Below are 25,366 nucleotides of genomic sequence, written 5' to 3' on the forward strand. Positions count from 1 at the left end.
TGATATTAGCTGTTGTTGCAGAAAGGACCTGTTGATCATTATTGATCAATTTGAAGGTACCACAGGAATGTTATCGTATTTTGTGGGGGCGGAGGTGATAAAGTGTTTTCCTAGAGGTACTGTAATTCGAATCGGTATCCGTTTATACAATTGTAAGGAAGATGTAGAATGTTTAGTTAAACTTTTAGATAAGAATATAGCAAGATGAATTTTAAGATAGGGGATTTGGTCCGATTTGTAGAGGAGCCCATTGAAGGGCATATTACTTCTATTCAAGCAAATGATATCATAGGAGTGACGGATACTACGGGTTTTGAGATACCGGTTTTGAAATCCAAAGTAACATTAGTGCATGGAAATATGCGAATGCCAGAGGATGATATTGAAGATGGGGAAGCTAGCATAAATCTACCTTTTGTTGACAAGGGGATTTTTGTAGGGATAGCAGGGGAGCAAAAGTTGGGATTGGCTAAGTTTTACATTATTAATGAAACCTCATTCGAGCTGTTGGTTAGTATTTCCGAGTTATCGGGTACAAAAGTTACAGGTGTATTTGGTAATTTAATTCCGAAGCAGGACTATGCGCAATTTTATATAGCAAACTTTTCAGCTGTCGGCAAGTGGCCAACATTTAATATACAGATTATCACGCATAGTAAAATAGCTCATGTGCAAAGGCAGCCGCTTAGTAAAGAGTTTCGTGTGAAACCTTTAGAATTAATAAATTCTAAAGAGCGCGTAGAGATGCTGAATGATAAAGTCTGGTTGTATGAATTGGATAAAAAGGAAGAGGATATTGGTTTAGATAAGTTAAAGTCTCATTTCATATCCCACAGACCAAAGGGGAGGTAACTGAAAACATAATTGCCTAAATCTTGTTTATCTATTACACTAAATAAATAAATGATATGGCAATTGTAAAAGTAATCGAGCTTATAGCGTCATCGGAAAAGAGTTTTGAAGACGCGATCCAGCAAGCAGTAAACGAAGCTTCAAAGACCGTTAAAAATATTGATTCGGTATGGGTTCAAGATATGAAATGTCACGTTAAAGACGGTCGGGTATCAACCTATGGTGTGAACTGTAAGCTATCTTTTCGTGTAGAAAAATAGAAGAAAAGCCCCTGCTTAAAAATAAGTAGGGGCTTTATCGTAAGTGCTGTAAAGCACTTAATTATGCACCTAACTGCACGCGTTTGAATGCAGTAACAGTTAATCCTTTAGAGACTGAGTCTAAGAATTGAGCGATATTTTTAGAGGAGTCTTTGACAAATTCTTGGTTTAATAAAGTCGTATCTTTAAAGAATTTGTTTAATTTACCTTGAGCAATTTTCTCTGCCATTTCAGCTGGTTTACCTTCAGCGATGATTTGATCTTTAGCAATAGCTATCTCACGATCAATTGTGTTTTGATCTACACCGTCTTTGTCGATAGCAACTGGGTTCATAGCAGCAATTTGCATAGCTACATCTTTACCAGCATCATCAGCACCTGCTACGTCAGCAGAAAGACCAACCAATACGCCTAAACGGTAGTTGCCATGGATGTAAGCTACAACTTTTTCACCTGTTACGATTTCGTATTTAGAAACGTCAATTTTCTCACCGATTACACCTGTTTGCTCAATTAAAGATTCTGAAATAACTTTTCCATCAACAGTTAAAGCTTTCAAATCTTCCAAAGAAGCAGGCGTGTTAGCCAAAGCTACGTCAGCGATTTTTTCTGCGAAAGCAACGAAATCAGAGTTTTTAGCAACGAAATCAGTTTCACAGTTAACTTCTACTACTATACCTGTTTTACCGTCAGCCGAAGATTTAGCAATGATAACACCTTCGTTAGAGTCACGGTCTTGACGGCTAGCAGCTACTTTAGCTCCTTTTTTGCGTAAGTAGTCAACAGCGGCTTCAAAGTCACCGTTTGCTTCTACTAAAGCTTTTTTACAATCCATCATACCTGCGCCTGTTTGTTGACGCAATTTGTTTACATCTGATGCAGAAATTTGTACTGACATGATATTTTCTTTTTTTTATAAAATTACAATTGTGGGGTTAACAAATGCTTGTCCGATAGGTAAAGCTATTGTTAACATTGAAAAAAGAAACCGGATAGACATGCAAGGTTTAGGAAGCTTTTCTTCCAGAAACCAACACTTGTCCATCCGGCCCTATATAGAATAATTATTCTACGTCTTTTGCTTTACGAGTGCGTTTTCCTGGAGTAGCATCTGCTGCTTCACCATTGTCTACTGCCGCCTTAGCTGCAACAGCTTCTTTTTCCGCATCTTCTTCTTTGTCGCGTTTGCGCTCTTCCAAACCTTCAACGATTGCTTGTCCGATAATTCCTGCGATTAAGCTAATTGATTTAGTAGCGTCATCGTTTGCAGGGATTGGGAAATCAATGTTAGTAGGATCAGAGTTTGTATCTACCATCGCAAAAGTAGGAATGTTTAATTTGATAGCCTCAGCTACAGCAATGTGCTCTTTTTTAACATCGATGATGAATAAAGCTGCTGGTAGACGGTTCAAATCAGCGATACCTCCTAAAAGGTTTTCTAATTTGATACGCTCACGCTGAATCATTAATTTTTCCTTTTTAGATAATACATCGAATGTACCATCTTTTTGCATTTTGTCGATGTTAGACATCTTTTTGATAGACTTACGCACTGTTGCGAAGTTTGTAAGCATACCACCTAACCAACGCTCAGTAACATAAGGCATGTTTACATCCTTTGCTTGTTGTGCGATGATTTCTTTTGCTTGTTTTTTCGTTGCTACGAATAAAACTTTACGACCTGATTTTACGATTTGTTTGATAGCTGAAGCAGCTTCTTCTAATTTCGTAAGGGTCTTGTTTAAATCGATAATGTGGATACCGTTGCGCTCCATGAAAATGTACTTAGCCATTTTCGGGTCCCATTTACGTGTAAGGTGACCAAAGTGAACACCTGCATCCAATAAATCTTGATAAGTAGTTCTTGCCATTTTTTGATCCTCCTTTGATTAACGTTTACTGAATTGGAATCTTCTACGAGCTTTCTTGCGTCCTGGTTTTTTACGCTCAACCATACGGTCATCACGTGTTACTAAACCTTTCGCGCGTAAAGCTGGTTTTACTTCTGGATCTAGCTCAACTAGTGCTTTAGCGATTGCTAAACGTACAGCTTCTGCTTGACCTTTTACTCCACCACCATGAACGTTAACTTTGACATCAAAGTTTGCTAATGACTCGGCTACTAATAAAGATTGAGTAGCGATGTATTGCAAAGGTAATGTTGGGAAATACTCTTTGTAATCTTTACCATTAATGATAATGTTACCACTTCCTGCTCCTAAGTAAATACGAGCAACAGCAGTTTTTCTTCTTCCTGAAGTGTTAGTTGTTGACATAATAGTGCTCCTTAGAATTTAACTGGTTTTGGATTTTGTGCCTCATGTTTGTGCTCACCACCAGCGTAAACAAATAAATTTTTGAATAACTGACGGCCAAGACGGTTTTTAGGTAACATACCACGAACCGCTTTTTCGATGATGCGCTCAGGATGCTTCGCCATTAATTCTTTAGGAGAAACAAAACGCTGACCACCTGGGTAGCCTGTGTAGCGAACATAAGTTTTGTCGCCTAATTTGTTTCCTGTCAACTTAATTTTGTCCGCATTGATAACAATAACGTTATCACCGCAGTCTACGTGTGGGGTAAATGTAGGCTTGTGTTTTCCACGAATTACTTTCGCAATTTCACTGGCCAAGCGCCCCAAGATCTCGCCCTCAGCGTCAACAACGATCCACTCTTTGTTAACGGTGTTCTTGTTGGCAGAGACAGTTTTGTAACTTAACGTATTCACTTGCTTTTATTTAATTAATTAATTTTGTTATCTTCTCAATCGTAATCACTACAATCGGATTGCAAAGGTACATTTTTTATTTCTTATTTTGCAAAGGATAGTTCTGTTATTTTTTTAGGCTGTGGTGTATTGCAAGTTTTGTCCTTGTATTTTTAGGTGGGTCCGTTGTTTAACATTTATTAATATAATATGTATTAAACTTTTTGATACTATTGTACTCTTTTTCTATGGCAATATGCTACCTTAGTAAGGTGTTATAATGGATTCGAAGATGATTTTAAATAAAAAGATGGCGTCTCACATTAAGAAAATGGTGTTTTTTGGTTTATTGCTGACTTGTGGCCTTGCTACGGCTCAGACTGTTGAACCACCGTATAAGATGCAATTGGCCAAGGTTGAAGAACGGCTAAAGGTAGGAGATTTTAGAGAGGCTATGAGTGAGATGGATCGTATCACGAACCAATATCCGAAAGCTGCCGAGGTATATTACGCCAAAGGGTTATTATTTGGACAGACAGGTAATTATGATGAAGCGTTAGAAAATGCAAAAACAGCTTACGCGTATGATCCTAATATTATGCACGCTAATTTTGTTGTCGAGCTTTATAAAAGTAAACAGAATTGGGCGGAAGCAGTGCCAATACTGAAGGATCTTCGTGTCAAATATCCTGGTTTGTCTTCGGTAGGAAGAGATTTGATGATGATTCTATCTAACGATAAGAAGTTGGATGAGGCCGTGTCGGTGTATAAGGAGGAAGTGGTAAAGGGGCTTGGTTCAGATACATTAGATGTCGTTTTAGCGGATGTGTATGTCATGAACGGTAAACATAAGGAGGCGAGAGAAGTGTTGGAACCCTGGGATGGAAAATCTAGTTTGAGGCACGTTTATGGAACATTGGGATATATCAATTTAGAAGAGGAGAAACCGAAGGAGGCCGTTGGAGTGTTGGAACGAGGTGTTAGAATTAGTAAAGATCCGGTTTTGTATCTTGATCTTGCTGACGCTTATAAAGCGGAGAATAGGAATAAACAAGTCTTCGAAACGTTGAAGCTGGCTTTTGAATCAAATAGAGTGGATTTTGTCGATAAACATCGTGTTATGCAAAGCTTGATGCATCCTGGGTTTAAGGATTTCTCAATCGGTCAAATTCAGGAATTGGCAAATAGCTTAGTGGTGGTACACCCAAGGATTGCAGAAAGCCATGTTGTTAAGGGCGAGGTGTTGTGGCGAGGAGGGAATGCCGCAGAAGCACGTTCTTTATTTCTTACCGCTGTAGGGCTCAATCCGAGGCATGTGGATGCTTGGCGTATGTTGATCAATACAGATCTGGGACTTAATCAGGTAAATGAAGCGATACAGCACGCTGATGAGGCGATGCTAGCGAACCCTGGGAACGCTATGCTCATGTATTTCTCCGGATTGTCCTTTATGGTAAAGGAGGATTACGAAAAGACCAGGTCTATGTTGGAGATGGCTTTGGATCATAGTGAAGAAGAAAACACCTATTTGAGGTCGATTATCTACAGTGGATTGGGAGATCTTTATCATCAATTGAAGATGGATGCTGCATCAGACGTGGCTTACGAAGAAGCTATTCAGCTGGACAGTACGAATAGTACAGCGATGAATAATCTTGCGTATTATTTGTCTATCCGTAAGCAAGATCTGGATAAAGCGGCCGAGTTTGCTCGACGGGCAAATGTGTTGGATGCGAACTCGTCTACTTTTCAGGATACTTATGCATGGGTTTTATTTCAGCAAGGAAATTATCGTGAAGCTGCTGTCTGGATGGAAAAGGCTATAAAATCTTCCTCCTCGCCATCAGCACTGTTGTTTGAACATTATGGGGATATCTTGATAAAGCTGGGACGGGAAAAGGAAGCTATTAAACGATGGGAAAAGGCATTGTCATTGACAAAAGATAATCAGGTCGATATCGAAAAAATAAAATTAAAAATAAAGGAGAAACGATATGTGGACTAGGTATTTGTTTTTTTTACTTTCATTATTAATTATTGTGGGGTGTGGAAGTAAGAAGAAGTTGATAGGTACGCATCCGGAAACCAGTACGGAAAATAGAACTACGGCAGAAGGGTATTTGATTAATAATCTAGATTTTCGAACTTTTAACGGAAGGGCAAAAGCAAAGGTTGAGTTTGATAATGAAAAACAAGATGTAACATTGCATATTAGAATGCAACGCGATCAAGCTATTTGGATTTCTGTAACTGCTACTATGTTTAATTATGAGGCTGCCCGTGTCAAAATTACGCCGGACAGTATTCAAATATTGAATAAAATGCAAAGTACTTATATTTCGAAACCTTTCGAGTATGTACATCGGTATACGGGTGCGCGGATTTCATTTTCTGCTTTGCAGGACCTTTTGATGGCGAATGTATCGCAGTCTTTATTGAGGACAGATCAGATCACTGTAGCTAGTGCATCGGATGAGGTACAGATTGTAGGCGTCAAAGGAGATCTTTCCTTTCAGTATAGTCTGAATGAAAAAAATAGGCCGAAGGTATTTCGATTGAATGCGGTAGGTGCCAGTGATAATCTAGAGTCGTATTACAGTAGTTTTGTGATTTCTGATGGTTATAACTTTCCGCAGAATCAACATATCAAGTTGAACGCAGCAGGAATGAATGTAAGTGCAGTTTTGAATTATAATAAAGCAGAATTTAACCAAAATGTAGAAATGCCTTTTCTCGTTCCTTCAAAATATAAGATGATACCGTAAGATTGTAGGTGTTAAAATACGATTTTTATTAGGCAAGTAGACGATATATGTTTATTTTTGGAAGCTTTATAAAGGGCTAAATTAAGAAGTAGCAGTTCATGATTTTGAAGAAAATACTATTCATTATATTTATAATTGGCGCATGTGTGCATTTTTCCTACGGTCAGAGTAGTGCTGAGTTGAAAAAGCAGCTGGAAAAGATAAATGCCGATATTTCTGCCCTAAATAAAGAATTGAGTGCAAAAACAAAGGAGAAGCTTCTTTCACAAAAGGAGGTGAATGCCCTTAGTCGACAGCTTAATCTAAGAGAGGATAAAATTACTATCATTAATAAGGAACTTGGTAACCTTTCCTATCAAATTAATGAAAATACGAAATCGGTAACTGGATTGAAGGCCGAATTGGAGCGCATCAGAAAGGATTATGAGAAGATGATCATGTTTGCATTTCGTAACAAAAATGGCTATAACAAGATGATGTTTATTTTCGCTTCAAAAGATTTTAATCAAGCCTTTAAACGTGTCAAGTATCTTCAGCAGTTTAATGATGCACGGAAGATCAAGGCTGCGGAAATAGAGGGCGTAAAGAAAGAAATCGAACTAAAAATTGCCCGATTAGAAGCAGACAGGAAAGCACAAAGAGAGCTTTTGGCTGAGCAGCAGAATGAGAAGAATATTATCGCTAAAGATCGCTCCGCCCATCAGGTAGAGTTAAGTCAATTGGCGAAAGAAGAAAAATCCTTCAAAGGAAAACTGAGCGCTAAACAGCAAGAGAAGAAGAAAATGGAGGCGTTGATCCGGGCTGCGGTACAACGCGAGATAGCAGAGGAAAGACGTAAAGCAGAGGCTGAACGAAAACGCTTAGCAGAGATTGAGGCTAAACGGACAGGTAAAACTGTGGAAGAAGTCGAAAAGAAAACGCCTAAGAAGACAGATAGCGAAGTGTTGCGTTCGACACCAGAAGCTGAAAGATTATCCGCAGATTTTAAATCTAATAGGGGTCGATTACCTTGGCCTGTGGCTCAGGGTAATATAGTGCGTGGATTTGGAATGCGGATGATTGAAGGTATTTCTACTTTTGAACCGGATATCGCTATTCGTACGGCATCAGGTGCTGCTGTGAGAGCGGTTTTTGATGGTGAAGTTGTACAAGCGGTATCAGGGGTTATCGTAATCCGACATGGTGAGTACTTTAGTTTCTATTCTAACTTAGCCTCTGTAAGCGTACGTAGGGGACAGAAAGTAAGTAGAGGGCAGCAAATCGGTACGTCGGACGATGATCCAGATTTAGGATTCCCTGTTGTCAATTTTGGGCTATCTCAGGGAACTAAGGAATTTGATCCATCTTCTTGGATAGCAAGATAGTTACGGGATATTAATTTATTAATAACTATATTTGTGTTGACGGAGTAATTATTGTAAGAGTTTTTATACGCATAAAAGAATAAAATGTATACATCAAATTTATTATTTATAGGAACCCAAGAGATTATCATTATCGTGGTGTTGGTTCTGTTGTTGTTTGGAGGAAAGAAAATTCCTGAGTTAATGCGTGGTTTGGGACGTGGTGTGAAAGAATTTAAAGATGGACAAAAAGAAGAGCCATCTGAACAAAAAAACAATACATCTGATAATACAAGCAATCCTTAATGATTGTATTACAAAGGAAAGGAAGGATTTGATCTTGCTATCTGCTTGATCAAATCCTTCTTTTTTATTATAAATCTCGCCCACTAGTCGGCTTAAAAACTAGATATCATGAAATTTTCTATTATTTTATTAATAGTTACTGTATTTGTACTGTCTACTAAAACTAGTGCACAAGAAATAACAATTGATAGTCAAAAGGAAGAACTGAATAGTTCGATGGTTACTTTTATAGAACTTCAGCAAAAGCAGCTCGCTTCTCATTTGGATTCTATAAAAGAGAATTTCGATCCCAATTTGGAAATTACTCCAGAAGATATCGGTATTTTAAGACGTCTTAAATCCGTTTCGAAAGAGGTCCCCTTAGAGTTTAATTCGCATGTAAAGGGATATATTGACAAATATATTTCACAGAATTACAGACCTTATATGAACCGACTCCTCGGGTTAAGCCAGCATTATTTTGGAATTTATGAAAAGGTATTTAAGGAGATGGGCCTTCCTGAAGAAATTAAATACCTCTCTTTGGTTGAGTCCTCACTAAATCCACATCTAGTGTCGACGTCGGGTGCGGTAGGCCCTTGGCAATTTATGTTTGCTACAGCTAAGTTTTATAACTTGGAAATGAATAGCAATATAGATGAGCGTAAAGATGCGTACGCATCCAGTTATGCGGTGGGACAGTATATAAAAGAAGCTTATGATCAATTTGATGATTGGCTTTTAGCATTGGCATCTTATAACTGTGGAAGAGGTTGTGTAAAGCGAGCTATAGAGCGTTCCGGTTTACATAATCCTACTTACTGGGAATTATCAGCCTTTCTTCCGAAAGAAACCCGGAATTACATACCAAAGTATATTGCCATGACCTATGTTTTATCGAATGCAGATTATTATGGCATTGAAGCGGCGTCCACCGAACTTGGATCGTCAAGTAACCTGGTTATGGTAGATCGAAAAATTGATTTAGACAATGTGGCGAAAGCTTTAGGTGTATCGATGCAGCAGTTGAAATATTATAACCCTGCTTTTAAGCAGCGTATCATAATAGGCTCTATTGAAAAGCCGAAGCGTTTACTGTTGCCGGTGACTGAACAGACAAACGACAGTCTTCTGTATGTTGCATTGCGCGAAATTGAACCTGTCCAAGAGTCGACCCGAAACAGTAACGAACTTATGTTGGCCGATGAGGAACAAAAACAAAAAAAATATAAAGTCAAAGCGGGGGAAACGTTAACATCTGTGTCTCGTAAGTTTGGTATTTCAGTTCAGAATTTAAGGGCATGGAATGAGTTGTCCTCCAAAAGTAGAATAATCGGACGCTCATTAATTGTAGAAAAGCCTGTTGATAACCGGCTTGCCAAAAATATAAAAACAGCATCTGTCTCCGCAAAATCCAATGTAATAGTTTATACTGTTAAAAAAGGGGACTCCTTGGACCGTATAGCAAATAAATTTAATGGAAGTACGGTCTCGAAATTGAAAGCTGATAATGGTTTGAAAAGCAGTATGATTAAGCCTGGGATGAAACTCAAAGTTAATAAAGGATAGAGTGGCGGACTGTTTATCGAAGATGCAGCTTAGTAAAGCCAAGCTGCATCTTCTTCATTATCAATTTCCTCTAATCGAACTTCAACATGTTCTTTCAAAATCGTCGAGAGTTTGGTTCCGTAAAAGTCACTAAATATTGGGAATTGATGGTGACTCCTGTCTATAAGAACAGCTGTGCGCATCTTTTTTAAAGGAACATTTATAAAAGCTGCTAGCGCGTATGCTAAAGTTCTTCCACTATTCAAAACATCATCAACAATTATAACAGCTTTATTTTTTGCCATTTCTACAGGTTGGTCTGTTGTAGCTTCAAGTGTTCTTTTATTTTTTTCAATACTAACTTTAATGAGCTCTATCTCTTTTTCCGGAGCTATTTCTTTTAGTATTACCTGTAGACGTTTAGCAAAAATATAGCCGCGCTCAGCAATTCCTACTAATACAACGGCCTTCTCTTCAAAGTTATCTTCTAGAATCTGATAAGCAATTCGTTTTGACTTTTGCTGTATCTGTTCTTTATTTAGTATTAAAGTTTGTTTTGTTGGCATAACGATTATTTGACCATGCTAATTTAAGAAAACTCTATATAAGTTTCAGTATAATATTGAATAGTATAAAAAAAGTCCGAATGATACACTCATTCGGACTTTGGAAATTTCTTTCGACAAAGACTCTTATTTACCGTCTTCTTTGTAGTTCGTTGCGTCTGCAGTCATGATTCTGTCTTCATCTTTTTTAGGTCTTCCTCCATTATAATAATAACGTTTCCAATACGCTTCATTAAGGCTGCTAACCATTACTCCTTTGCTAGATGAAGCATGAGCAAATTTGTCATCTCCTAAATAAACCCCCACATGTGTAATGCTCTTACTGCGGATTTTAAAAAAGACCAAATCTCCTGCTTGAAGCTCACCTTTTCCTATCGGGGTGACATTATCATATTGATTTCTGCTGTTATATCCAATTGTGGTGTTGAAGACATTTTCATATACTGCTAATGAAAATTTGGAACAATCGATTCCTTTTTTAGAATCTCCACCTAAACGATAAGGTGTTCCTAACCAATCATAAACGAACTGATAAAGTTTAGTGCTTGTTGTAGCATTAACGGCTACACCCATGATTTGAGAAAAGTACTCTTTTGCAAGATTATCCTGATCTCCAGTTTTACTTTTGTTTGTTGTTTGTGCGTGCGACACTAGACAAAAGCCTGTCAATAGCAAACCTGCTATTAGTTTTTTTGTTTTCATTAAATCGCTTTATGTTTAATTACAACTTTTCTTCCTGTAAGTACACAATTAAGTATACAATTGTATAACTTATGTCAACGAAGATAAGACTTAAAGCCATCTAATCCAAGCAATTTTACTTTTTTTTAACAAAACTTTAACTTTTGATGTTTCTTAAAGTGTTCTTTTTGAGTGTGTTGCTTTTTTTTGGTGGGGTAATGATTGTAAACGGAGATTGTATTGTTAATATGGTGTACAAAACGTTTACAAACGGTTCACCATATGACTCATTATTTTTATTCTATTTCTATTTTATTAAGTTAAATTTGCATTTAATAAAAATATTGTATTATCTTTATCTAAAATTTGCGAAAAGACATGATTTTAAGCGTTATTATTTCAACAACTATTATTACCACTGGGATAACTCAGAGGGAGGTAGTTCTATGTTGAAATAATACGTGTCATAAATATAGAAAGCCTTCCTCGAAACGAGGAAGGCTTTTTTTGTGCTATTTTAAAACAAACAAACAAACTAATATAGAATCAATGAAGGTATTAAAATTTGGAGGTACATCCGTAGGTACCGCGTCGAGTATAGAAAAGGTACTGTCAATTGTTAGGGACTCTTTTGAGAAAAATGAAAAGCCGCTTGTGGTGTTGTCAGCGATGTCTGGAGTAACCAATTTATTGACACAGATGGCTGAGGATGCCGCTGAGGGGAAGGGGTTTAGTGCAAATCTGGAGGTAATCGAAGAGAAACATTTTGATGTTGTCCGAAAACTGATAGCCGTCAAATTTCAAAATCCGGTATTTACAAAACTAAAACTAATGGTCAATGATCTCGATGATATATTGCAAGGTATAACTGCCTTGAGAGAGTTGAGTGATCAAAGTAGAGATTTGGTACTGTCTTTCGGAGAACGCTTTTCCAATTACATGGTTTCCAAAATCATGGAACAGTATGTTTCTGATTCGGAGTACATTAATGCGGCCCATTATATCAAAACTGACTCTAATTTTGGAAATGCACATATAAATGAAGATTTGACTACTCAATTGATTCAGGCGCTATCGTACACTCACACAAATAAGTTATTATTTGTTACTGGATTTATCGGATCTAATGATAAAGGAAGGGTTACAACATTAGGACGTGGCGGTTCAGACTATACTGCAGCGATATTCGGTGCTGTATTAGGAGCTTCCGTTATTGAGATCTGGACAGACGTGAATGGTATGCTGACTGCGGATCCTAGAATCGTAAAAAAGGCTTTTTCGCTCCCTATCTTATCGTATACAGAGGCAATGGAATTGTCTTATTTCGGTGCTAAAGTCATTTATCCACCAACTATGATTCCTGCATTTATGAAAAAAATTCCGATTGCGATTAGAAATACCTTCGAACCTCATTTGTCTGGAACCCGTATCCAGTTCGAATCGGATAAGTCGAACTATCCTATTAAAGGTATTTCATCTATTTCAGATATATCGATCATCAATCTTACGGGAAGCGGAATGATTGGTAAATCTGGGTTTTCAGGACGTTTGTTTACTTTATTGGCTCGCGAACAGATTAATGTTGTGTTAATCACACAATCTTCTTCGGAGCACAGTATAACGTTTGCGGTCAATCCATCTGATGCGACTAAGGCGTTGGCTTTGATCGCTTCAGAGTTTGAGCTGGAGTTGGCTGCAAGTAAGCTGGTGATGCCAGAGGTGGAAGAAAACCTCTCTGTATTGGCCATTGTTGGTGAAAATATGAAGCGAACACCAGGTATGTCGGGAAAATTGTTCCATGCGTTAGGAAGGAATGGTATAAATGTTCGTGCCATCGCTCAAGGGTCTTCTGAGTTTAATATTTCCGTTATTATTTCCAAAGAGGATCTTGCAAAAGCGTTGAACGCGGTACATGATGCCTTTTTTGCAGAACTAAAGAAGACACTACATGTGTTTAACCTTGGTACTGGTAATATAGGTGCAACACTGTTTAAACAGCTATTTATGCAGCATGATTTCTTATTAGAAAGCAATGATATCGAAATTAAGGTTGTGGGCATCTCTAATTCAAGAAAAATGTTATTTGATGTATCCGGAATTGATTTGGGTGCATGGGAAGAAGCGTTGGGAGCTAAGGGGGATATTGCAGACTTGACTAGCTTTATAGAACAGATGAAAGCACTCAATCTACCCAATTGTGTGTTTATTGATAACACAGCTAGCAAGTTGCCCGCAATATATTATGAGGATATTTTTAGATCCAATATCTCTATTGTGACTTGTAATAAAATAGCGAATTCGGGAGATTATGCACAATATCAATCGCTGCATGAAGCGGCACGCAAACATGGTGTAGACTTTTTTTATGAGACTAATGTTGGTGCAGGGTTGCCTATTGTCCGCGTGTTAAAGGACCTAATGATGAGTGGCGATCGTATTTTAAAAATAGAAGCAATTTTATCCGGAACGATATCTTACATCTTTAATAATTTTGTGGGAGATGCTTCATTTTATGAGGTCGTGAAGAAGGCACAAGAGTTGGGGTATACAGAACCGGATCCCCGAGATGATTTAGGAGGCGTTGATTTTATGCGAAAAATGCTGATTTTGGCTCGTGATGCTGGATATCCGATTGAATCTTCAGACGTAGATTTAGGAGCCATACTCCCAGAGGCTTGTTTGGCAGCATCATCTGTAGATGAGTTTTATGCAGAATTGTTGAAGGCTGAGCAATATTTTAATTTGTTAAAGGATCAAGCCGCTGCAGCCGGTCAAGTAATCCGATATATTGGCAAATTGGAAGAGGGAAAAGTTTGTATTTCTTTACAAATGGTGGACAGTACGCATCCATTTTATGCACTTTCGGGAAGTGATAATATCATATCTTTTACTACCGAGCGGTATAAAGAAAGACCTCTTGTGGTTAAGGGACCTGGTGCGGGTGCTGAAGTAACTGCAGGAGGAGTGTTTGCAGACTTGGTAAATGTCGGAGCATAACATTTCATAGATTAGATTACCCCTTGCAATAAAAAAATGAAATATCCCCATTTAGCAGCATTACACTAACACGATAGTAATCTAGATCCGCCAGTTGGCGGATAAAAAACAAATTATTTACATATGAATCAGAATAAGTTAGATAAGAAGATAAGTTTCGATAAGATCTTGGATAAAGTGCGCGTTTTTGCTCCTGCTACTGTGGCAAATATGATTTGCGGATTTGATATTTTGGGATTTGCGGTAGATAAGCCTGGTGATGAAGTCAAGATGTATCGAGTGGCAGAACCCGGTGTACGAATTCGCTCTATAACAGGAGATGATGGTCGACTACCTCTGGATCCTGATAGAAATACAGTAAGCGCCTGTGTCAAGATGTTATTGTCTGATTTGGGGCTCTTAAATGATATCGGAGTAGAGATTGAATTGAATAAACATATGCCGATTGGTTCAGGATTGGGATCAAGTTCTGCCAGTACGGTAGCGGGGCTTTTTGCGATAAATGTCTTATTGGGAAGCCCACTTTCTAAAACAGAGCTTATGCCCTATTGTGTGGAAGGGGAGCGCTTGGCATGTGGATATGGTCATGCTGATAATGTCGCACCAGCTCTTATGGGAGGTGTGACGTTAATTCGAGGTCAAGTCGAGCTGGATGTTATTAAACTTCCAGTTCCGGAAGAATTGTTTGTCGGCATTGTGTTTCCACAGGTTGATGTTCCGACCCGTGATGCTAGAAAGCTGATCAAGGATAAGGTGCTTTTAAAGGATGCGGTGGTGCAATGGGGGAATATTGCAGGATTGGTGGCCGGACTTTTTCAGAATGACTATAGTCTGATAGGAAGAAGTATGCAAGACGTGTTGATCGAGCCAACTCGTGCTATTTTAATTCCTGAATTCTATGAAATGAAGCGAATAGCCTTAGAAAATGGTGCATTAAGTTTCGGGATATCGGGTTCAGGTCCTTCTGTTGTCGCCGTGTCTCGAGGAGAAGCTATGGCTCAGCTTATTGTCGATAAAATTAAAAGCCATTTGTCCACTAGAGAAATCGATAGTTATCAATATGTATCTGCTATTAATGTAGTAGGCCCTAGGGTGCTGGAGTTTTAAGCCTAGTGCTGAAATTTTAAATCTAATATCTTAAATCTAAAAAAATGAAATTTTATAGTACGAATAATAAGAATCTGCGTGTTTCTTTCCAAGAAGCCGTATTCAACTCTTTGCCACAGGATAGAGGCTTGTATATGCCTGAGGTTATACCTCAATTGGATGCTTTGTTTATCCGGAATCTCCAGCAGTATTCTCTGCAGGAGATCGCTTTTACTGTAGCAAATGCAATAATTGGAAATGACATTCCGAAAGAAGATTTAAAAGCCATAATAGCAGATGCAATTAATTTTGATGCACCTGTTATATTTTTGGATGCCCAAACTGCTGTTTTTGAACTTTTTCATGGTCCCTCATATGCGTTTAAAGATTTTGGGGCGCGTTTTATGAGTCGGGTGATGGGGTATTTCTCTAAAAATGGAGATCGATTATTAGATGTGCTTGTTGCAACATCGGGAGATACTGGCGGCGCTGTTGCGTTGGGATTTCTTGGCGTCGAAGGAACGCGAGTTACCATTCTATACCCTAAAGGAAAAGTTTCTAAAGTACAGGAAGAGCAATTGACAACGAATGGGCAAAATATCCGGGCAGTAGAGGTGGATGGTACGTTCGACGATTGTCAGGCTTTGGTAAAGCGAGCTTTTAGTGATCCTGAGCTTAACACAGCACTGCGTCTCACTTCCGCAAATTCTATCAATATTGCCCGTCTAATTCCACAGACCTTTTATTACTTTTGGGCTTATGCACAATTGAAGGTACAGGGGGTTCATGAAGTGGTGTTTACTATTCCTAGTGGTAACTTTGGCAATATTGGAGCTGGTCTATTGGCTTATAAAATGGGACTACCAGTGAAACATTTCGTGGCCGGTACAAATGTGAATGATACAGTGCCACGTTTTCTAAAGTCAGGATCTTACGAACCTAAACCGTCTATTCAAACATTGGCTAATGCGATGGATGTAGGGGATCCAAGTAATTGGGTTCGTATTAAAGATTTATTTCATGGAGATTTGGAGGGTTTGCGCAATGTTATCTCTTCGTATGCATATACAGATGAGGAAATAAAAGTGGCTATGAATGAGCTTTTTGAGAAATATAGCTATGTGGCATGTCCGCACACTGCAATAGGTTACTTAGCCGCTCAAGCCTATCGTAAAGATTGTCCTGGGGAGTATGGTTCTGTGTTTTTGTCCACGGCACATCCCTGTAAATTTCCGGAAGCAATCGATACAGCGATATTTGCAAAGGTAAAGCTACCACAAGGAGCTTCTGATCTGTCTAATAAGCCTAAGGTAGCTACCGCCGCTTCTATAGATTTTGAGAAATTTAAAGACTATCTATTGAACAGGAAATAATCAAAGATTCAATAGGGGAGTTGTTTTTACAGAGGTCCTGTCTAAATGAACTTTAAATTGGCAAAAAGTATAGTTTTGAAATAAAATTTTGAAAAAATAATCAAAAAATAATATTATTTGTTTTTTCAGTTTTATTTTTGTGCCAATGAATAAGATAATCCTTCATAAAGGAAAAGATAAAGCCGCTTGGCAATTGCATCCTTGGGTGTTTTCAGGGGCTATAAGTAAAGTAGTTGGTCATATTCAACCGGGAGAGGTTGTTTCGGTATATAATATAGACGATGAGTTTATTGCATATGGCGTATATAATAATACGTCTCGCGTTGCTGTCCGGTTACTTGAATGGAATCCCACCAATGAGATTGATGAGCAATGGTGGCGGAAGCGTGTTAAAAAGGCTGTTCAAAATAGAGAACACCTATTGAGCATTGACAATGATAGTGTACGTTTGATTTTTGCTGAAGCAGATTTTTTGCCGGGTTTGATTGTGGATAAGTATGCTGATTTTATTTCGATACAGGTTCATGCGGTTGGTGTAGAAAATGTAAAAGCAGTTATTGTCGATGAATTGGTGAATATTTTGTCTCCAAAAGGTATTTATGAACGAAGTGATCTTAAATCTCGGGAGTATGAAGGGCTTAAGGATCAAAATGGTTTGTTATGGGGGGAAATACCGCCCGAATTTGTAGATATTGTTGAAAATGGGATTCACTATCGCGTGAATATCATTGACGGTCAAAAATCTGGATTTTATTGTGATCAACGCGAAAATAGATTGTTGACTGCACAATATGTGAAAGGGAAACGTGTTTTGGACTGTTTTTGTTATTCCGGTGGCTTTACGTTGAATGCACTTCGTAATGGTGCGATCGAAGTGGTTTCTGTAGACAGCTCTGCTTTAGCTGTCGAAACATTGAAAGATAATATCGTCTATAATAAATTTGATGCTTCTCTGCATAAAGCGATACAGTCTGATGTTAACAAATATTTGCGATATTTGGGGGAGCAAGGTGAAAAATTTGATTTGATTGTCTTGGATCCGCCCAAATATGCACCCTCACGCTCCACATTGGAAAAGGCTTCCCGGGCATACAAAGATCTGAATAGACGGGGATTGATGTTGTTGAAAAGTGGGGGGCTATTGGCTACTTTCTCTTGTTCAGGGGCTATGGATATTGATACGTTTAAGCAGGTTTTGGCCTGGGCAGCGTTGGATGCTGGCAAAGAGATTCAATTTATACGGCAATTTTCTCAGCCAGAAGATCATCCCGTAAGGGCTTCTTTCCCAGAAGGGGAGTATCTAAAAGGTTTGTTAGTCCGTGTAATATAGAAAGCTAATTTTTTCCTTAGTGACCTTAATTTTGGTTACTAAGGAAAAAAACTTTAATGATCCTTTTGGGATCGGCAGCAGATGTGAACTGATTCCTATGTTATCGGGAGAGCTCTTGAACGCCAATGCAAAAGAAAACATCATGAAAAAAAGTTCTTGAATTGCATTGAACCGCAATGAGTAAGCTCATAGATGTCATACAGAGTTAAAACGAATCAATAATACAGAGACTTTTAGAAAAATTAGATTACCAGCGAATTAAGGCAGCCCCCCAGGTAAAACCGGCACCAAAGGCTGCAAGACAGACCAAATCCCCTTCTTTTACTTTTCCTGTTTCCCACGCTTCAGAAAGTGCGATAGGCACCGAAGCAGCAGTTGTATTCCCGTATTTTTGAATATTGTTAAATACTTGATCGTCTCGTAGACCTAAGGTTTTCTGTACGAATTGAGATATACGTAGATTTGCTTGGTGTGGTACTAGTAGATCTATATCTATGCTTTTTAAGTTATTTTTTGCTAAAGCCTCTCCAATTACTTCGGGAAATTTGACTACAGCTTTTTTAAAGACCGCTTGTCCGTCCATATATGGGAAAGCAGAGCCATCTTTTAGCATCTCCACGGTCATCAACATACCTCCCAATTCCTGGTCGGGCCACTTTGGTCTGTTTTCTAATCCTTTTCCGCCTGAAGCTCCTGGATAATACATCGCGAGTTTCTCTGCTTCAGCACCATCCGAATGTAAGTGTGTGCTCAAGATACCTTTTCCTTCTTCTATAGTCGGTTGAAGTACTGCTGCGCCGGCTCCATCACCGAAGATAACGGAAACAGCTCTACCTCGAGTAGAAAAATCCAGGGCATAAGAGTGTTTTTCAGATCCGACAACAAGAATGTTTTTGTACATTCCTGTTTTGATAAATTGATCGGCGACGGATAAGGCATATATGAATCCCGAACATTGATTCCGGATGTCCAATGCTCCGATCTCTTTCATTTCCATTTCTCTTTGCAAAAGTACGCCACACCCTGGGAAATAGTAATCCGGAGACAGGGTCGCGAAAATTATAAAGTCTACCTCATCTTTTGTGATACCAGCTCTTTCGATGGCGATTTTAGCAGCTTCCACGCCCATGGATGTTGTGGTTTCCTCGAGACGATCGGCGTATCTTCTTTCTTTAATCCCTGTTCGTTCTTGGATCCATTCATCACTGGTATCCATAAAGCGCTTCAGGTCATTATTAGTGTATATGTTTTTTGGTACGTAGTGACCTAAGCCGGCAATTTTGGACTGAAACATTTTCTGTTGTTATTTTGTAAATGGTCAATTCTATTATCATTGTCCTTGTTTTTTTGCAATATCGGTATACATGGTGACATCACATTTTATAAAACAAAAGGAAATTGCTGTAAAATTACGCATTTTTTCAAAAATACACTACTTTTGCGCTATGGGGGTAGAAACCGCACAAGAGACCTTTACGCTGGAAGAAATATTAGCGTCAGTTAAGGAGAGTCATAAACTGATTCTTTGGAATGATGATATCAATACATTCGATCATGTTATTTATTGTCTGATGCACCATTTGCAGTACACGGAGTCCCAAGCTGAACGTATAGCGTGGAAGGTGCATAATGAAGGAAAATGTGCGGTTTTGGAAGGATCTTATGTTGAGGTTGAAGTCTATCGCAAGATACTTAAGTCTGAAGGGTTGACTGTTTCTGTCGAATAGTTTTTGAGCGGTAATAATACAGTTACGATTATCCTCTTTTCTTTTTTAATTATACATTTTTGTAGCTTACGACAGTAAGCTAACATTTGCGACTTAATTTCCATTATTTATTTATGCGCAATAGGCCAATTTAAGGTACTGGTTGTCGAATAAGCAACGCGCCAAACGATGTTGGGCGTTAGTGTCTCTTTGTTGGATCCGTAGTCTAAAATACAAGTTAAAGGGAGGCAGACTTATACCGATGAGATTTCTATTGTCGAGGCGGTTAATCCAGGTAATTATATCGTTAGGGTCAATTTTGTCGGTGTGTTGGATTATGAAAAAAAACTGTGGTGATTGCCGCCAATAAAACTAGGGATATCGGTACGGTGAAGCTTGGGAAAATGTCGGTTCTAGAAATAACGCTGGATTTGAGCTCGTGTCTAAGGTTAATGTTTTTCCGTTGTGGGATTTGGCAGGTGATATCAACTTATTATATTTTAAGGTGAATTTCAATGCCGTACTTGAGGTTAAAAGTACAGAGGGGCTTTGCGAAATGGAAATCTGACGACCAACGTAAATCAAGTAAAAGCAACTTCTGTGTAGGTGCGGGGGATCGTGTGGCCATGCATAGCCTTCAAGGAAAAATGAAAGCTATGCATGGGGTATATGTGGCTGTCAAATAGGATGTTTTCAAAGGAACATCGACGATCACATTCAATGTGCGTGATCTGTTTAGTTATCGACTTTTTGGTGCTAATAGTTATCTAACTTCACAATACCCAGATCGTTATTTCCGATGATCAAAGCAGACGTTTAATCTCGGCTTCTCGTATAGATCCGGTATTCAGGATCTGAGTAAAATTAAAACAGGAAATGAAGAGATGTCGTCTAGCGAAGGTCAATGCGTGTATTCGTATAATTTAAATAGTTTCTAAGTGTAGGAATTACATTAAGTAATTGTATATTTATAATTATAACTGTGGTCTTGAGTTTGTTGAGTAAACTGAAGATCGTATGAAAATCCATTAATACACTATAACCGAATGAATAAGAAACTTATTGTAACCTGTTTAATGGCTGGTTTTTTGTCATTAACAGCTTTATACGCACAAGGAAAGAAAAACTTTGAGACTGTCACGCCGACTTATGAATTACTCAATCTACCCAAGATAGATCTTACTAAATTTAAAAAAAATAAAAGCGGTGCATATGTGATTTTTAACGGTAGTTCTTTAGAGGGCTGGCGTGGCTATAACAAGACTTATGTGCCGAATAAATGGAGTATAGAGGCTGGGGCTCTTAAATTTTCAAGACAACCTAACGTCGATAAACCTGAAGGTGGTGATATTATTTTTGCCCATGATTTCAAAAACTTTGAACTGGAGTTTGAATGGAAAATTTCGGAAGCAGGTAACTCTGGTGTTTTTTTCTTAGCAAAAGAGATAAAGGGACAGCCGATATATATATCTAGTCCAGAATATCAGATACTGGATAACGAAAAGCATCCCGATGCTTCAAAAGGTGTTGACGGTAATCGTAAATCAGCTTCGTTGTACGATATGATTCCAGCAAAGCCGCAGAATGCAAAAGCTGTGGGAGAATGGAATAAGTCAAAAATTGTCGTGAAAGGAGAGAAGGTCGAGCATTATCAAAATGGTAAAAAAGTCGTTGAATATACAATCCGGACACCGGAATGGAGAACATTACTTCAGTCGAGCAAGTTTAGTCAGAATAAGTGGCCATTGGCTTTTGAGTTGTTGTCTAAAGTCGGAGCAGATCCGGGTGTAGTCGGGTTTCAGGACCATGGCGACGATGTATGGTATCGCAATATAACAGTAAAAATCTTGAAGTAACAAAAGGCTTTAATCGATGAAATGATAGGCGGGGTATCCTTTTGGGTGCCCCATGTTATTTAAAAAATATATTGAAGCTCTTTTAGGTCTATAATCATGTGATTGATATCTACTGGTTTCTCTGTTCCGGTACTGTTGAAGAAGATAGCTTCTAAACCCGCATTTTGAGCACCCCTCACATCGGCATCCAGATTGTCGCCAATCATAATCGAAGAGCTTTTCTCGGCTTCACCATTGTTGACTGCATAGTCAAATATGCGTGGGTCAGGCTTGTTCACTCCAAATACTTCGGAGATCACAATAGTCTTAAAATAATCTTTGAGGGCACTATGTTTTAATTTCAGTTCACAGGCTTCTTTAAAGCCATTAGATATCAGATGCAGGTTGTATCGACCTTGAAGATATCGGAGTGTCTCGTGTGCGTGAGGAAATAGGTTCGTTTTAGTAGGGCATATCTGTAAGTATTCTTCTTCAAATGCCGTTGGGAATAAGACTGGGTCTACACCGAGTTGGGTGAAGGTGTCTGCAAAACGTAGTTTTCTAAGAGTGGACTTGTCTATCTTCCCGTGATGATACAGATCCCAAACACGATGATTATTGATTGTATATGTTTCTATAAATAAATCTGAATTACTTTTACCAAAAAGACGGTCAAATTGAAAACGGTGATAGAGTTCTTGTAATGTTTCTTCTGCATTTTTATCAAAATCCCAGATGGTATGGTCCAAGTCGAAAAAGATATCTTTTTTTTGTGTAAACATATGCAAAGATACCCCCTCTTTTTCTTATTAGTGTCATAAAACACGGGCTATTTTATTATGCACCTATATTTGCCTATTTTTGTTGAAATAGCATTTATGAGAAGAGCTCTCTTTTGGTTTTATTTACTGGCACTATATGCGCTTTGTCAACTGATAGGTTGGGGATATATGTTTATCAAACATGTACCTGATCGAAAAGGAATGATTATAGGTGAGGGATTGATATTTATTGCCATTTTTGTGTTGGCGGTGATTAAGTTGAAGAAGCATCTAGAGCGTGAACGTTATTATCAACAACAACAACAGAATTTTCTTCTTTCTGTAACTCACGAATTAAAATCTCCACTAGCGTCTGTCAAGCTTTATTTGCAGACCATACTAAAACGAGACCTAGATAGAGAACAACAAAAGACTTTTTTGTCCAATTCTTTAAAAGATATTGAACGTTTGGATTATCTGGTTGAAAATGTGCTGTTGGCCACAAAGTTAGAGAATAGAACATTCATCTTACCTAAGGAAGATTTTGATTTTTCTTTACTGATAGAAGAGATTTTAGATAGACTACAGAAGAATGCTTGTAAATCAGAGATTATTAAACCGTATATTGAACCTGGAGTGATATTACACGCTGATAAATTTGCAATCACGAATGTGGTGACCAATCTTGTGGAGAATGCGATAAAATATTCTCCTCCCTGTGCTAATGTAGAGGTGAATCTTAAAATAAAGGATAAGGATCTTGTATTTTCGGTGTCGGATCATGGTGCTGGTATACAAGATGAAGAAAAGCGACTTATTTTTAATAAATTCTATCGTGTAGGAAATGAGTCTACCCGCAAAACCAAGGGAACTGGTTTGGGGTTATATATAGTGAAATCTGTATTGCAAAAACACGATGCCACGATTAGGGTTATGGATAATAAGCCTTCCGGAAGCATCTTTGAAGTAACATTTGAAAATTATGCAAGCTAAGCAAAGGATACTCTTGGTCGAAGACGAGGAACACTTGTTGGAGGCAATCAAATTGAATTTAGAACTTGAAGGTTACCGTGTTACTACGGCAACCGATGGAAAGAAAGCGTTAAAAATTTTTAAAGAAGAGCGCTTTAACCTAATTATTTTGGATGTTATGATTCCGGAAATAGACGGTTTTCAGGTAGCGGAGACTATTCGTCTCCAGAACACGGAGGTGCCTATTATGTTTTTGACTGCCAAAAATAGCAGCGAAGACCGTATTACCGGACTTAAAAAAGGTGCTGATGATTATTTGGTGAAGCCTTTCAATCTTGAAGAGCTGATTTTGCGGGTTGGGAATCTAATCCGTCGCGGTATGAAAGGGGATGAATTGAAAGAACTGAATTCGTATACGATTGGTGATAAAACCATTTATTTTAACTCTTACGAATTACACTTGCCAGATGGTACAGTGACCTCTCTTACTAAAAAAGAGACGATGTTATTGAAGCTTCTTATTGAGCGACGTAATGAAGCTGTTTCAAGAGAGCAGATTCTGGAAACTGTTTGGAATTATGATGTATACCCTTCTACAAGAACCATTGATAATTTTATCCTGACATTCAGAAAGTATTTTGAACCGGACCAAAAGCACCCGATCTATTTTCACTCGATACGAGGGGTAGGGTATAAGTTTACAGATACTCCCGAAGGCCAAGGCGAATAACTTTTATGAATACACGGTTTCGGATGATAGTAGTGTCAATAGCGGTCGTAGGCTTAGCCTATTCCGTTGTTTTCAGACACTACAATGTTTGTGTTTATCTCTTGGGGATTATTGGATATTTCATATGGAGTCAATATCGGGAAGGAACAGTTTTTCTCGCCACCCAGGCATTTCACAAACAAGATTACGAGAAAACAAAGAGATTACTTGCAGAGATCAAAAATCCAGACCATCTAAGGAAAGGACGACGTAACTTTTATGAATTTATGCTGGGTAATATAGCTTTGAAAGAGAATCGGGTCGATGAGGCAGAATATCATTTCCAGCTGGCTTCCAGATTGCCTTGGCGCCGAGATAACGAAAAGGGTATGGTGTTGATAAACCTAGCAAATATCAACCTGCGGAAAAAAGAGTATGAGCGTGTTTTGACATATTTAGATCTGGCTGATAAGTTAGCGCTGACGCAGCGGCAAAGTGATATAGTTAGGAAAATTAGAGAAGACGTAAAAAAATATAATTAAGAAATAGTGAGTACAATTTTACAGAACGATTTGTTTATCAAAGCTGCGCTTTCGCAGCAAACAGAAAGACCTCCGGTGTGGATGATGCGTCAAGCAGGGCGTTTTATGCCTGAATATTGGGAAATCAAGAATAAGTATAGCTTTTTGGAGATGTGTAAGACACCGGAAATTGCCGCAGATGTCACCATGTTGCCTGTGGACCTTCTGGGGATCGATGCTGCTATTCTTTTCTCAGATATTCTTGTTACTGCCGAAGCTATGGGAGGGGACTTGTCCTTTGAACAAGGGGTAGGGCCTCGTTTTTCAAATCCGGTTCGATCATTTGCTGATGCTGAAAAGCTATCTGTAGATTGCTTAGACAAGCTTCAATACGTAGCCGATGCGATTAAAGTGATTCAAGAACGCCTAAATGGACGTATCCCACTTATTGGTTTTGCCGGTGCGCCATTTACCATATTAAGCTATTTGGTAGAAGGGGCTTCTTCAAAAGATTTTAAGCTAACAAAACTTATGCTTAATAATGAGCCAGAACTTGCTCATCTTATTTTACAGAAGATTGCTGACTTGACAATAGCCTATCTGAATATGCAGATCGATGCGGGGGTAAACGCAGTACAGTTGTTCGATAGTTGGGCCTCGGCTTTGTCTTGGAATGATTATCACACATTCTCTCACAAATACAATAAGTATATTATCGACAATTTGAAACGCACGGTCCCGGTTATTTCTTTCGCAAAAGGAGCTTCCGTATTTGCACCGGTTATGGCAGAGACTAAACCCGATGTCATTTCGGTCGATTGGAATGCGGATCTGTTAAATATTAAAAAGAGTCTACCTGCTGGTATGGCTGTACAAGGAAATTTGGATCCATTCATCATGTATGCTAACAAGCCTGTTATCAAAGCTAAGATACACGAACTTTTTGAACGTATGCGAGGAGAGAATGGTTTTATATGTAATCTGGGACATGGTATCATGCCGGATATGCCTTTTGACCACGTCAAATACGCTGTCGAAGTAATTAAAGAGTTTAGGTACTAATAAA

At 38.5% G+C, this 25,366-nt stretch carries 26 protein-coding genes; 18 read left to right on the forward strand and 8 right to left on the reverse strand.

The genetic code is table 11. From position 1 onward, the window contains the following. The first annotated feature begins 204 nt into the window (after positions 1-204). Both G7B18_RS07595 and G7B18_RS07600 read left to right on the forward strand, forming a co-directional pair. The gene (locus tag G7B18_RS07595) at positions 205-852 is read left to right on the forward strand and encodes a hypothetical protein (protein ID WP_079641315.1); all 648 of its coding nucleotides are present in this window, start codon (positions 205-207) and stop codon (positions 850-852) included. Positions 853-908: 56 nt separating this feature from the next. After that, on the forward strand, positions 909-1,112 hold the full coding sequence (locus tag G7B18_RS07600) for a dodecin family protein (RefSeq protein ID WP_164108774.1): 204 nt from the start codon (positions 909-911) through the stop codon (positions 1,110-1,112). A 61-nt stretch (positions 1,113-1,173) separates the two neighbouring features. Here G7B18_RS07600 and tsf read toward each other — a convergent pair whose 3' ends face one another. The 4 genes from tsf to rplM form a co-directional block, all read right to left on the reverse strand. Next, the gene (tsf, locus tag G7B18_RS07605) at positions 1,174-2,010 is read right to left on the reverse strand and encodes a translation elongation factor Ts (protein ID WP_164108773.1); all 837 of its coding nucleotides are present in this window, start codon (positions 2,008-2,010) and stop codon (positions 1,174-1,176) included. 166 nt (positions 2,011-2,176) lie between these two features. Beyond that, complete coding sequence (rpsB, locus tag G7B18_RS07610; protein ID WP_079641319.1) at positions 2,177-2,983, reverse strand: 30S ribosomal protein S2; 807 nt, start codon at positions 2,981-2,983, stop codon at positions 2,177-2,179. Positions 2,984-3,001: 18 nt separating this feature from the next. Beyond that, positions 3,002-3,388: a 30S ribosomal protein S9 gene (gene rpsI / locus G7B18_RS07615; protein WP_079641321.1), complete on the reverse strand. Its 387-nt coding sequence runs from the start codon at positions 3,386-3,388 to the stop codon at positions 3,002-3,004. An 11-nt stretch (positions 3,389-3,399) separates the two neighbouring features. Then, complete coding sequence (rplM, locus tag G7B18_RS07620) at positions 3,400-3,843, reverse strand: 50S ribosomal protein L13 (protein ID WP_079641323.1); 444 nt, start codon at positions 3,841-3,843, stop codon at positions 3,400-3,402. Between the two features lie 271 nt (positions 3,844-4,114). On the opposite strand from rplM, the gene G7B18_RS07625 reads away from it, so the two are divergent. The 5 genes from G7B18_RS07625 to G7B18_RS07645 all read left to right on the forward strand — a co-directional run bounded on the left by G7B18_RS07625 (position 4,115) and on the right by G7B18_RS07645 (position 9,784). Continuing rightward, positions 4,115-5,827 carry a tetratricopeptide repeat protein gene (locus G7B18_RS07625; RefSeq protein ID WP_164108772.1) on the forward strand — a complete coding sequence of 571 codons (1,713 nt, stop codon included), beginning with the start codon at positions 4,115-4,117 and terminating at the stop codon, positions 5,825-5,827. Beyond that, on the forward strand, positions 5,817-6,587 hold the full coding sequence (locus tag G7B18_RS07630) for a DUF4292 domain-containing protein (protein ID WP_164108771.1): 771 nt from the start codon (positions 5,817-5,819) through the stop codon (positions 6,585-6,587). Before G7B18_RS07625 ends, G7B18_RS07630 begins: the two co-directional genes overlap by 11 nt. A gap of 98 nt (positions 6,588-6,685) precedes the next feature. Beyond that, positions 6,686-7,951 carry a murein hydrolase activator EnvC family protein gene (locus G7B18_RS07635; RefSeq protein ID WP_164108770.1) on the forward strand — a complete coding sequence of 422 codons (1,266 nt, stop codon included), beginning with the start codon at positions 6,686-6,688 and terminating at the stop codon, positions 7,949-7,951. Between the two features lie 84 nt (positions 7,952-8,035). Then, complete coding sequence (locus G7B18_RS07640; protein WP_079641331.1) at positions 8,036-8,236, forward strand: twin-arginine translocase TatA/TatE family subunit; 201 nt, start codon at positions 8,036-8,038, stop codon at positions 8,234-8,236. Positions 8,237-8,344: 108 nt separating this feature from the next. Further along, positions 8,345-9,784, forward strand: a complete 1,440-nt coding sequence (locus G7B18_RS07645; protein ID WP_164108769.1) for a LysM peptidoglycan-binding domain-containing protein — start codon at positions 8,345-8,347, stop codon at positions 9,782-9,784. A 29-nt stretch (positions 9,785-9,813) separates the two neighbouring features. Here the strand turns inward: G7B18_RS07645 and G7B18_RS07650 are convergent, their stop codons facing one another. Together G7B18_RS07650 and G7B18_RS07655 are read right to left on the reverse strand one after the other, a co-directional pair. After that, complete coding sequence (locus tag G7B18_RS07650; protein WP_164108768.1) at positions 9,814-10,329, reverse strand: phosphoribosyltransferase family protein; 516 nt, start codon at positions 10,327-10,329, stop codon at positions 9,814-9,816. Positions 10,330-10,455: 126 nt separating this feature from the next. After that, the gene (locus G7B18_RS07655; protein ID WP_164108767.1) at positions 10,456-11,031 is read right to left on the reverse strand and encodes a C40 family peptidase; all 576 of its coding nucleotides are present in this window, start codon (positions 11,029-11,031) and stop codon (positions 10,456-10,458) included. Positions 11,032-11,559: 528 nt separating this feature from the next. Between G7B18_RS07655 and thrA the strand changes: the two genes are divergently transcribed. From thrA to G7B18_RS07675, 4 genes are all read left to right on the forward strand, one after another. Continuing rightward, on the forward strand, positions 11,560-14,007 hold the full coding sequence (gene thrA / locus G7B18_RS07660; protein WP_164122276.1) for a bifunctional aspartate kinase/homoserine dehydrogenase I: 2,448 nt from the start codon (positions 11,560-11,562) through the stop codon (positions 14,005-14,007). 123 nt (positions 14,008-14,130) lie between these two features. After that, complete coding sequence (locus G7B18_RS07665) at positions 14,131-15,114, forward strand: homoserine kinase (RefSeq protein WP_164108765.1); 984 nt, start codon at positions 14,131-14,133, stop codon at positions 15,112-15,114. A 44-nt stretch (positions 15,115-15,158) separates the two neighbouring features. After that, entirely contained in the window at positions 15,159-16,466 is a 1,308-nt protein-coding gene (gene thrC / locus G7B18_RS07670) for a threonine synthase (RefSeq protein WP_164122277.1), read from the forward strand. A gap of 145 nt (positions 16,467-16,611) precedes the next feature. After that, a complete protein-coding gene (locus tag G7B18_RS07675; RefSeq protein ID WP_164108763.1) occupies positions 16,612-17,796 on the forward strand; it encodes a class I SAM-dependent rRNA methyltransferase in 1,185 nt (394 codons plus the stop codon). A gap of 247 nt (positions 17,797-18,043) precedes the next feature. Here the strand turns inward: G7B18_RS07675 and G7B18_RS07680 are convergent, their stop codons facing one another. Beyond that, complete coding sequence (locus G7B18_RS07680) at positions 18,044-19,090, reverse strand: 3-oxoacyl-ACP synthase III family protein (protein ID WP_164108762.1); 1,047 nt, start codon at positions 19,088-19,090, stop codon at positions 18,044-18,046. Between the two features lie 151 nt (positions 19,091-19,241). Between G7B18_RS07680 and G7B18_RS07685 the strand changes: the two genes are divergently transcribed. The 3 genes from G7B18_RS07685 to G7B18_RS07695 all read left to right on the forward strand — a co-directional run bounded on the left by G7B18_RS07685 (position 19,242) and on the right by G7B18_RS07695 (position 21,358). Then, positions 19,242-19,523 carry an ATP-dependent Clp protease adaptor ClpS gene (locus G7B18_RS07685; protein ID WP_164108761.1) on the forward strand — a complete coding sequence of 94 codons (282 nt, stop codon included), beginning with the start codon at positions 19,242-19,244 and terminating at the stop codon, positions 19,521-19,523. Positions 19,524-20,017: 494 nt separating this feature from the next. Continuing rightward, entirely contained in the window at positions 20,018-20,188 is a 171-nt protein-coding gene (locus tag G7B18_RS07690; RefSeq protein WP_164108760.1) for a hypothetical protein, read from the forward strand. A gap of 360 nt (positions 20,189-20,548) precedes the next feature. Beyond that, entirely contained in the window at positions 20,549-21,358 is an 810-nt protein-coding gene (locus G7B18_RS07695; protein ID WP_164122278.1) for a DUF1080 domain-containing protein, read from the forward strand. Between the two features lie 59 nt (positions 21,359-21,417). Here the strand turns inward: G7B18_RS07695 and G7B18_RS07700 are convergent, their stop codons facing one another. Beyond that, positions 21,418-22,119 carry a YjjG family noncanonical pyrimidine nucleotidase gene (locus G7B18_RS07700; protein WP_164108758.1) on the reverse strand — a complete coding sequence of 234 codons (702 nt, stop codon included), beginning with the start codon at positions 22,117-22,119 and terminating at the stop codon, positions 21,418-21,420. 96 nt (positions 22,120-22,215) lie between these two features. Between G7B18_RS07700 and G7B18_RS07705 the strand changes: the two genes are divergently transcribed. The 4 genes from G7B18_RS07705 to hemE are packed head-to-tail and all read left to right on the forward strand — an operon-like array spanning position 22,216 to position 25,362. Then, a complete protein-coding gene (locus G7B18_RS07705) occupies positions 22,216-23,091 on the forward strand; it encodes a sensor histidine kinase (RefSeq protein WP_079641605.1) in 876 nt (291 codons plus the stop codon). Then, positions 23,081-23,800, forward strand: a complete 720-nt coding sequence (locus G7B18_RS07710; RefSeq protein ID WP_164108757.1) for a response regulator transcription factor — start codon at positions 23,081-23,083, stop codon at positions 23,798-23,800. Before G7B18_RS07705 ends, G7B18_RS07710 begins: the two co-directional genes overlap by 11 nt. A gap of 23 nt (positions 23,801-23,823) precedes the next feature. Next, complete coding sequence (locus G7B18_RS07715) at positions 23,824-24,321, forward strand: hypothetical protein (RefSeq protein WP_240452796.1); 498 nt, start codon at positions 23,824-23,826, stop codon at positions 24,319-24,321. 6 nt (positions 24,322-24,327) lie between these two features. After that, positions 24,328-25,362 carry a uroporphyrinogen decarboxylase gene (gene hemE / locus G7B18_RS07720; RefSeq protein ID WP_079641360.1) on the forward strand — a complete coding sequence of 345 codons (1,035 nt, stop codon included), beginning with the start codon at positions 24,328-24,330 and terminating at the stop codon, positions 25,360-25,362. Positions 25,363-25,366: the final 4 nt, after the last annotated feature.

This window comes from Sphingobacterium sp. xlx-130 (assembly GCF_011007405.1).
In the GTDB taxonomy this organism is placed as follows: Bacteria; Bacteroidota; Bacteroidia; order Sphingobacteriales; family Sphingobacteriaceae; genus Sphingobacterium; species Sphingobacterium luzhongxinii.

Bases quoted from the DNA above. Each gene is read 5' to 3' on its own strand.
- G7B18_RS07640 (WP_079641331.1), top strand. From the start codon at position 8,036: ATGTATACATCAAATTTATTATTTATAGGAACCCAAGAGATTATCATT.
- G7B18_RS07680 (WP_164108762.1), bottom strand. From the start codon at position 19,090: ATGTTTCAGTCCAAAATTGCCGGCTTAGGTCACTACGTACCAAAAAAC.
- G7B18_RS07690 (WP_164108760.1), top strand. From the start codon at position 20,018: ATGCCGTACTTGAGGTTAAAAGTACAGAGGGGCTTTGCGAAATGGAAA.
- G7B18_RS07695 (WP_164122278.1), top strand. From the start codon at position 20,549: ATGAATAAGAAACTTATTGTAACCTGTTTAATGGCTGGTTTTTTGTCA.
- G7B18_RS07600 (WP_164108774.1), top strand. From the start codon at position 909: ATGGCAATTGTAAAAGTAATCGAGCTTATAGCGTCATCGGAAAAGAGT.
- thrA (WP_164122276.1), top strand. From the start codon at position 11,560: ATGAAGGTATTAAAATTTGGAGGTACATCCGTAGGTACCGCGTCGAGT.
- G7B18_RS07685 (WP_164108761.1), top strand. From the start codon at position 19,242: ATGGGGGTAGAAACCGCACAAGAGACCTTTACGCTGGAAGAAATATTA.
- G7B18_RS07665 (WP_164108765.1), top strand. From the start codon at position 14,131: ATGAATCAGAATAAGTTAGATAAGAAGATAAGTTTCGATAAGATCTTG.
- G7B18_RS07650 (WP_164108768.1), bottom strand. From the start codon at position 10,329: ATGCCAACAAAACAAACTTTAATACTAAATAAAGAACAGATACAGCAA.
- rpsB (WP_079641319.1), bottom strand. From the start codon at position 2,983: ATGGCAAGAACTACTTATCAAGATTTATTGGATGCAGGTGTTCACTTT.
- G7B18_RS07710 (WP_164108757.1), top strand. From the start codon at position 23,081: ATGCAAGCTAAGCAAAGGATACTCTTGGTCGAAGACGAGGAACACTTG.
- G7B18_RS07655 (WP_164108767.1), bottom strand. From the start codon at position 11,031: ATGAAAACAAAAAAACTAATAGCAGGTTTGCTATTGACAGGCTTTTGT.
- G7B18_RS07635 (WP_164108770.1), top strand. From the start codon at position 6,686: ATGATTTTGAAGAAAATACTATTCATTATATTTATAATTGGCGCATGT.
- G7B18_RS07630 (WP_164108771.1), top strand. From the start codon at position 5,817: ATGTGGACTAGGTATTTGTTTTTTTTACTTTCATTATTAATTATTGTG.
- tsf (WP_164108773.1), bottom strand. From the start codon at position 2,010: ATGTCAGTACAAATTTCTGCATCAGATGTAAACAAATTGCGTCAACAA.
- rpsI (WP_079641321.1), bottom strand. From the start codon at position 3,388: ATGTCAACAACTAACACTTCAGGAAGAAGAAAAACTGCTGTTGCTCGT.
- thrC (WP_164122277.1), top strand. From the start codon at position 15,159: ATGAAATTTTATAGTACGAATAATAAGAATCTGCGTGTTTCTTTCCAA.
- G7B18_RS07705 (WP_079641605.1), top strand. From the start codon at position 22,216: ATGAGAAGAGCTCTCTTTTGGTTTTATTTACTGGCACTATATGCGCTT.
- G7B18_RS07700 (WP_164108758.1), bottom strand. From the start codon at position 22,119: ATGTTTACACAAAAAAAAGATATCTTTTTCGACTTGGACCATACCATC.
- G7B18_RS07625 (WP_164108772.1), top strand. From the start codon at position 4,115: ATGATTTTAAATAAAAAGATGGCGTCTCACATTAAGAAAATGGTGTTT.
- G7B18_RS07675 (WP_164108763.1), top strand. From the start codon at position 16,612: ATGAATAAGATAATCCTTCATAAAGGAAAAGATAAAGCCGCTTGGCAA.
- G7B18_RS07645 (WP_164108769.1), top strand. From the start codon at position 8,345: ATGAAATTTTCTATTATTTTATTAATAGTTACTGTATTTGTACTGTCT.
- G7B18_RS07595 (WP_079641315.1), top strand. From the start codon at position 205: ATGAATTTTAAGATAGGGGATTTGGTCCGATTTGTAGAGGAGCCCATT.
- G7B18_RS07715 (WP_240452796.1), top strand. From the start codon at position 23,824: ATGATAGTAGTGTCAATAGCGGTCGTAGGCTTAGCCTATTCCGTTGTT.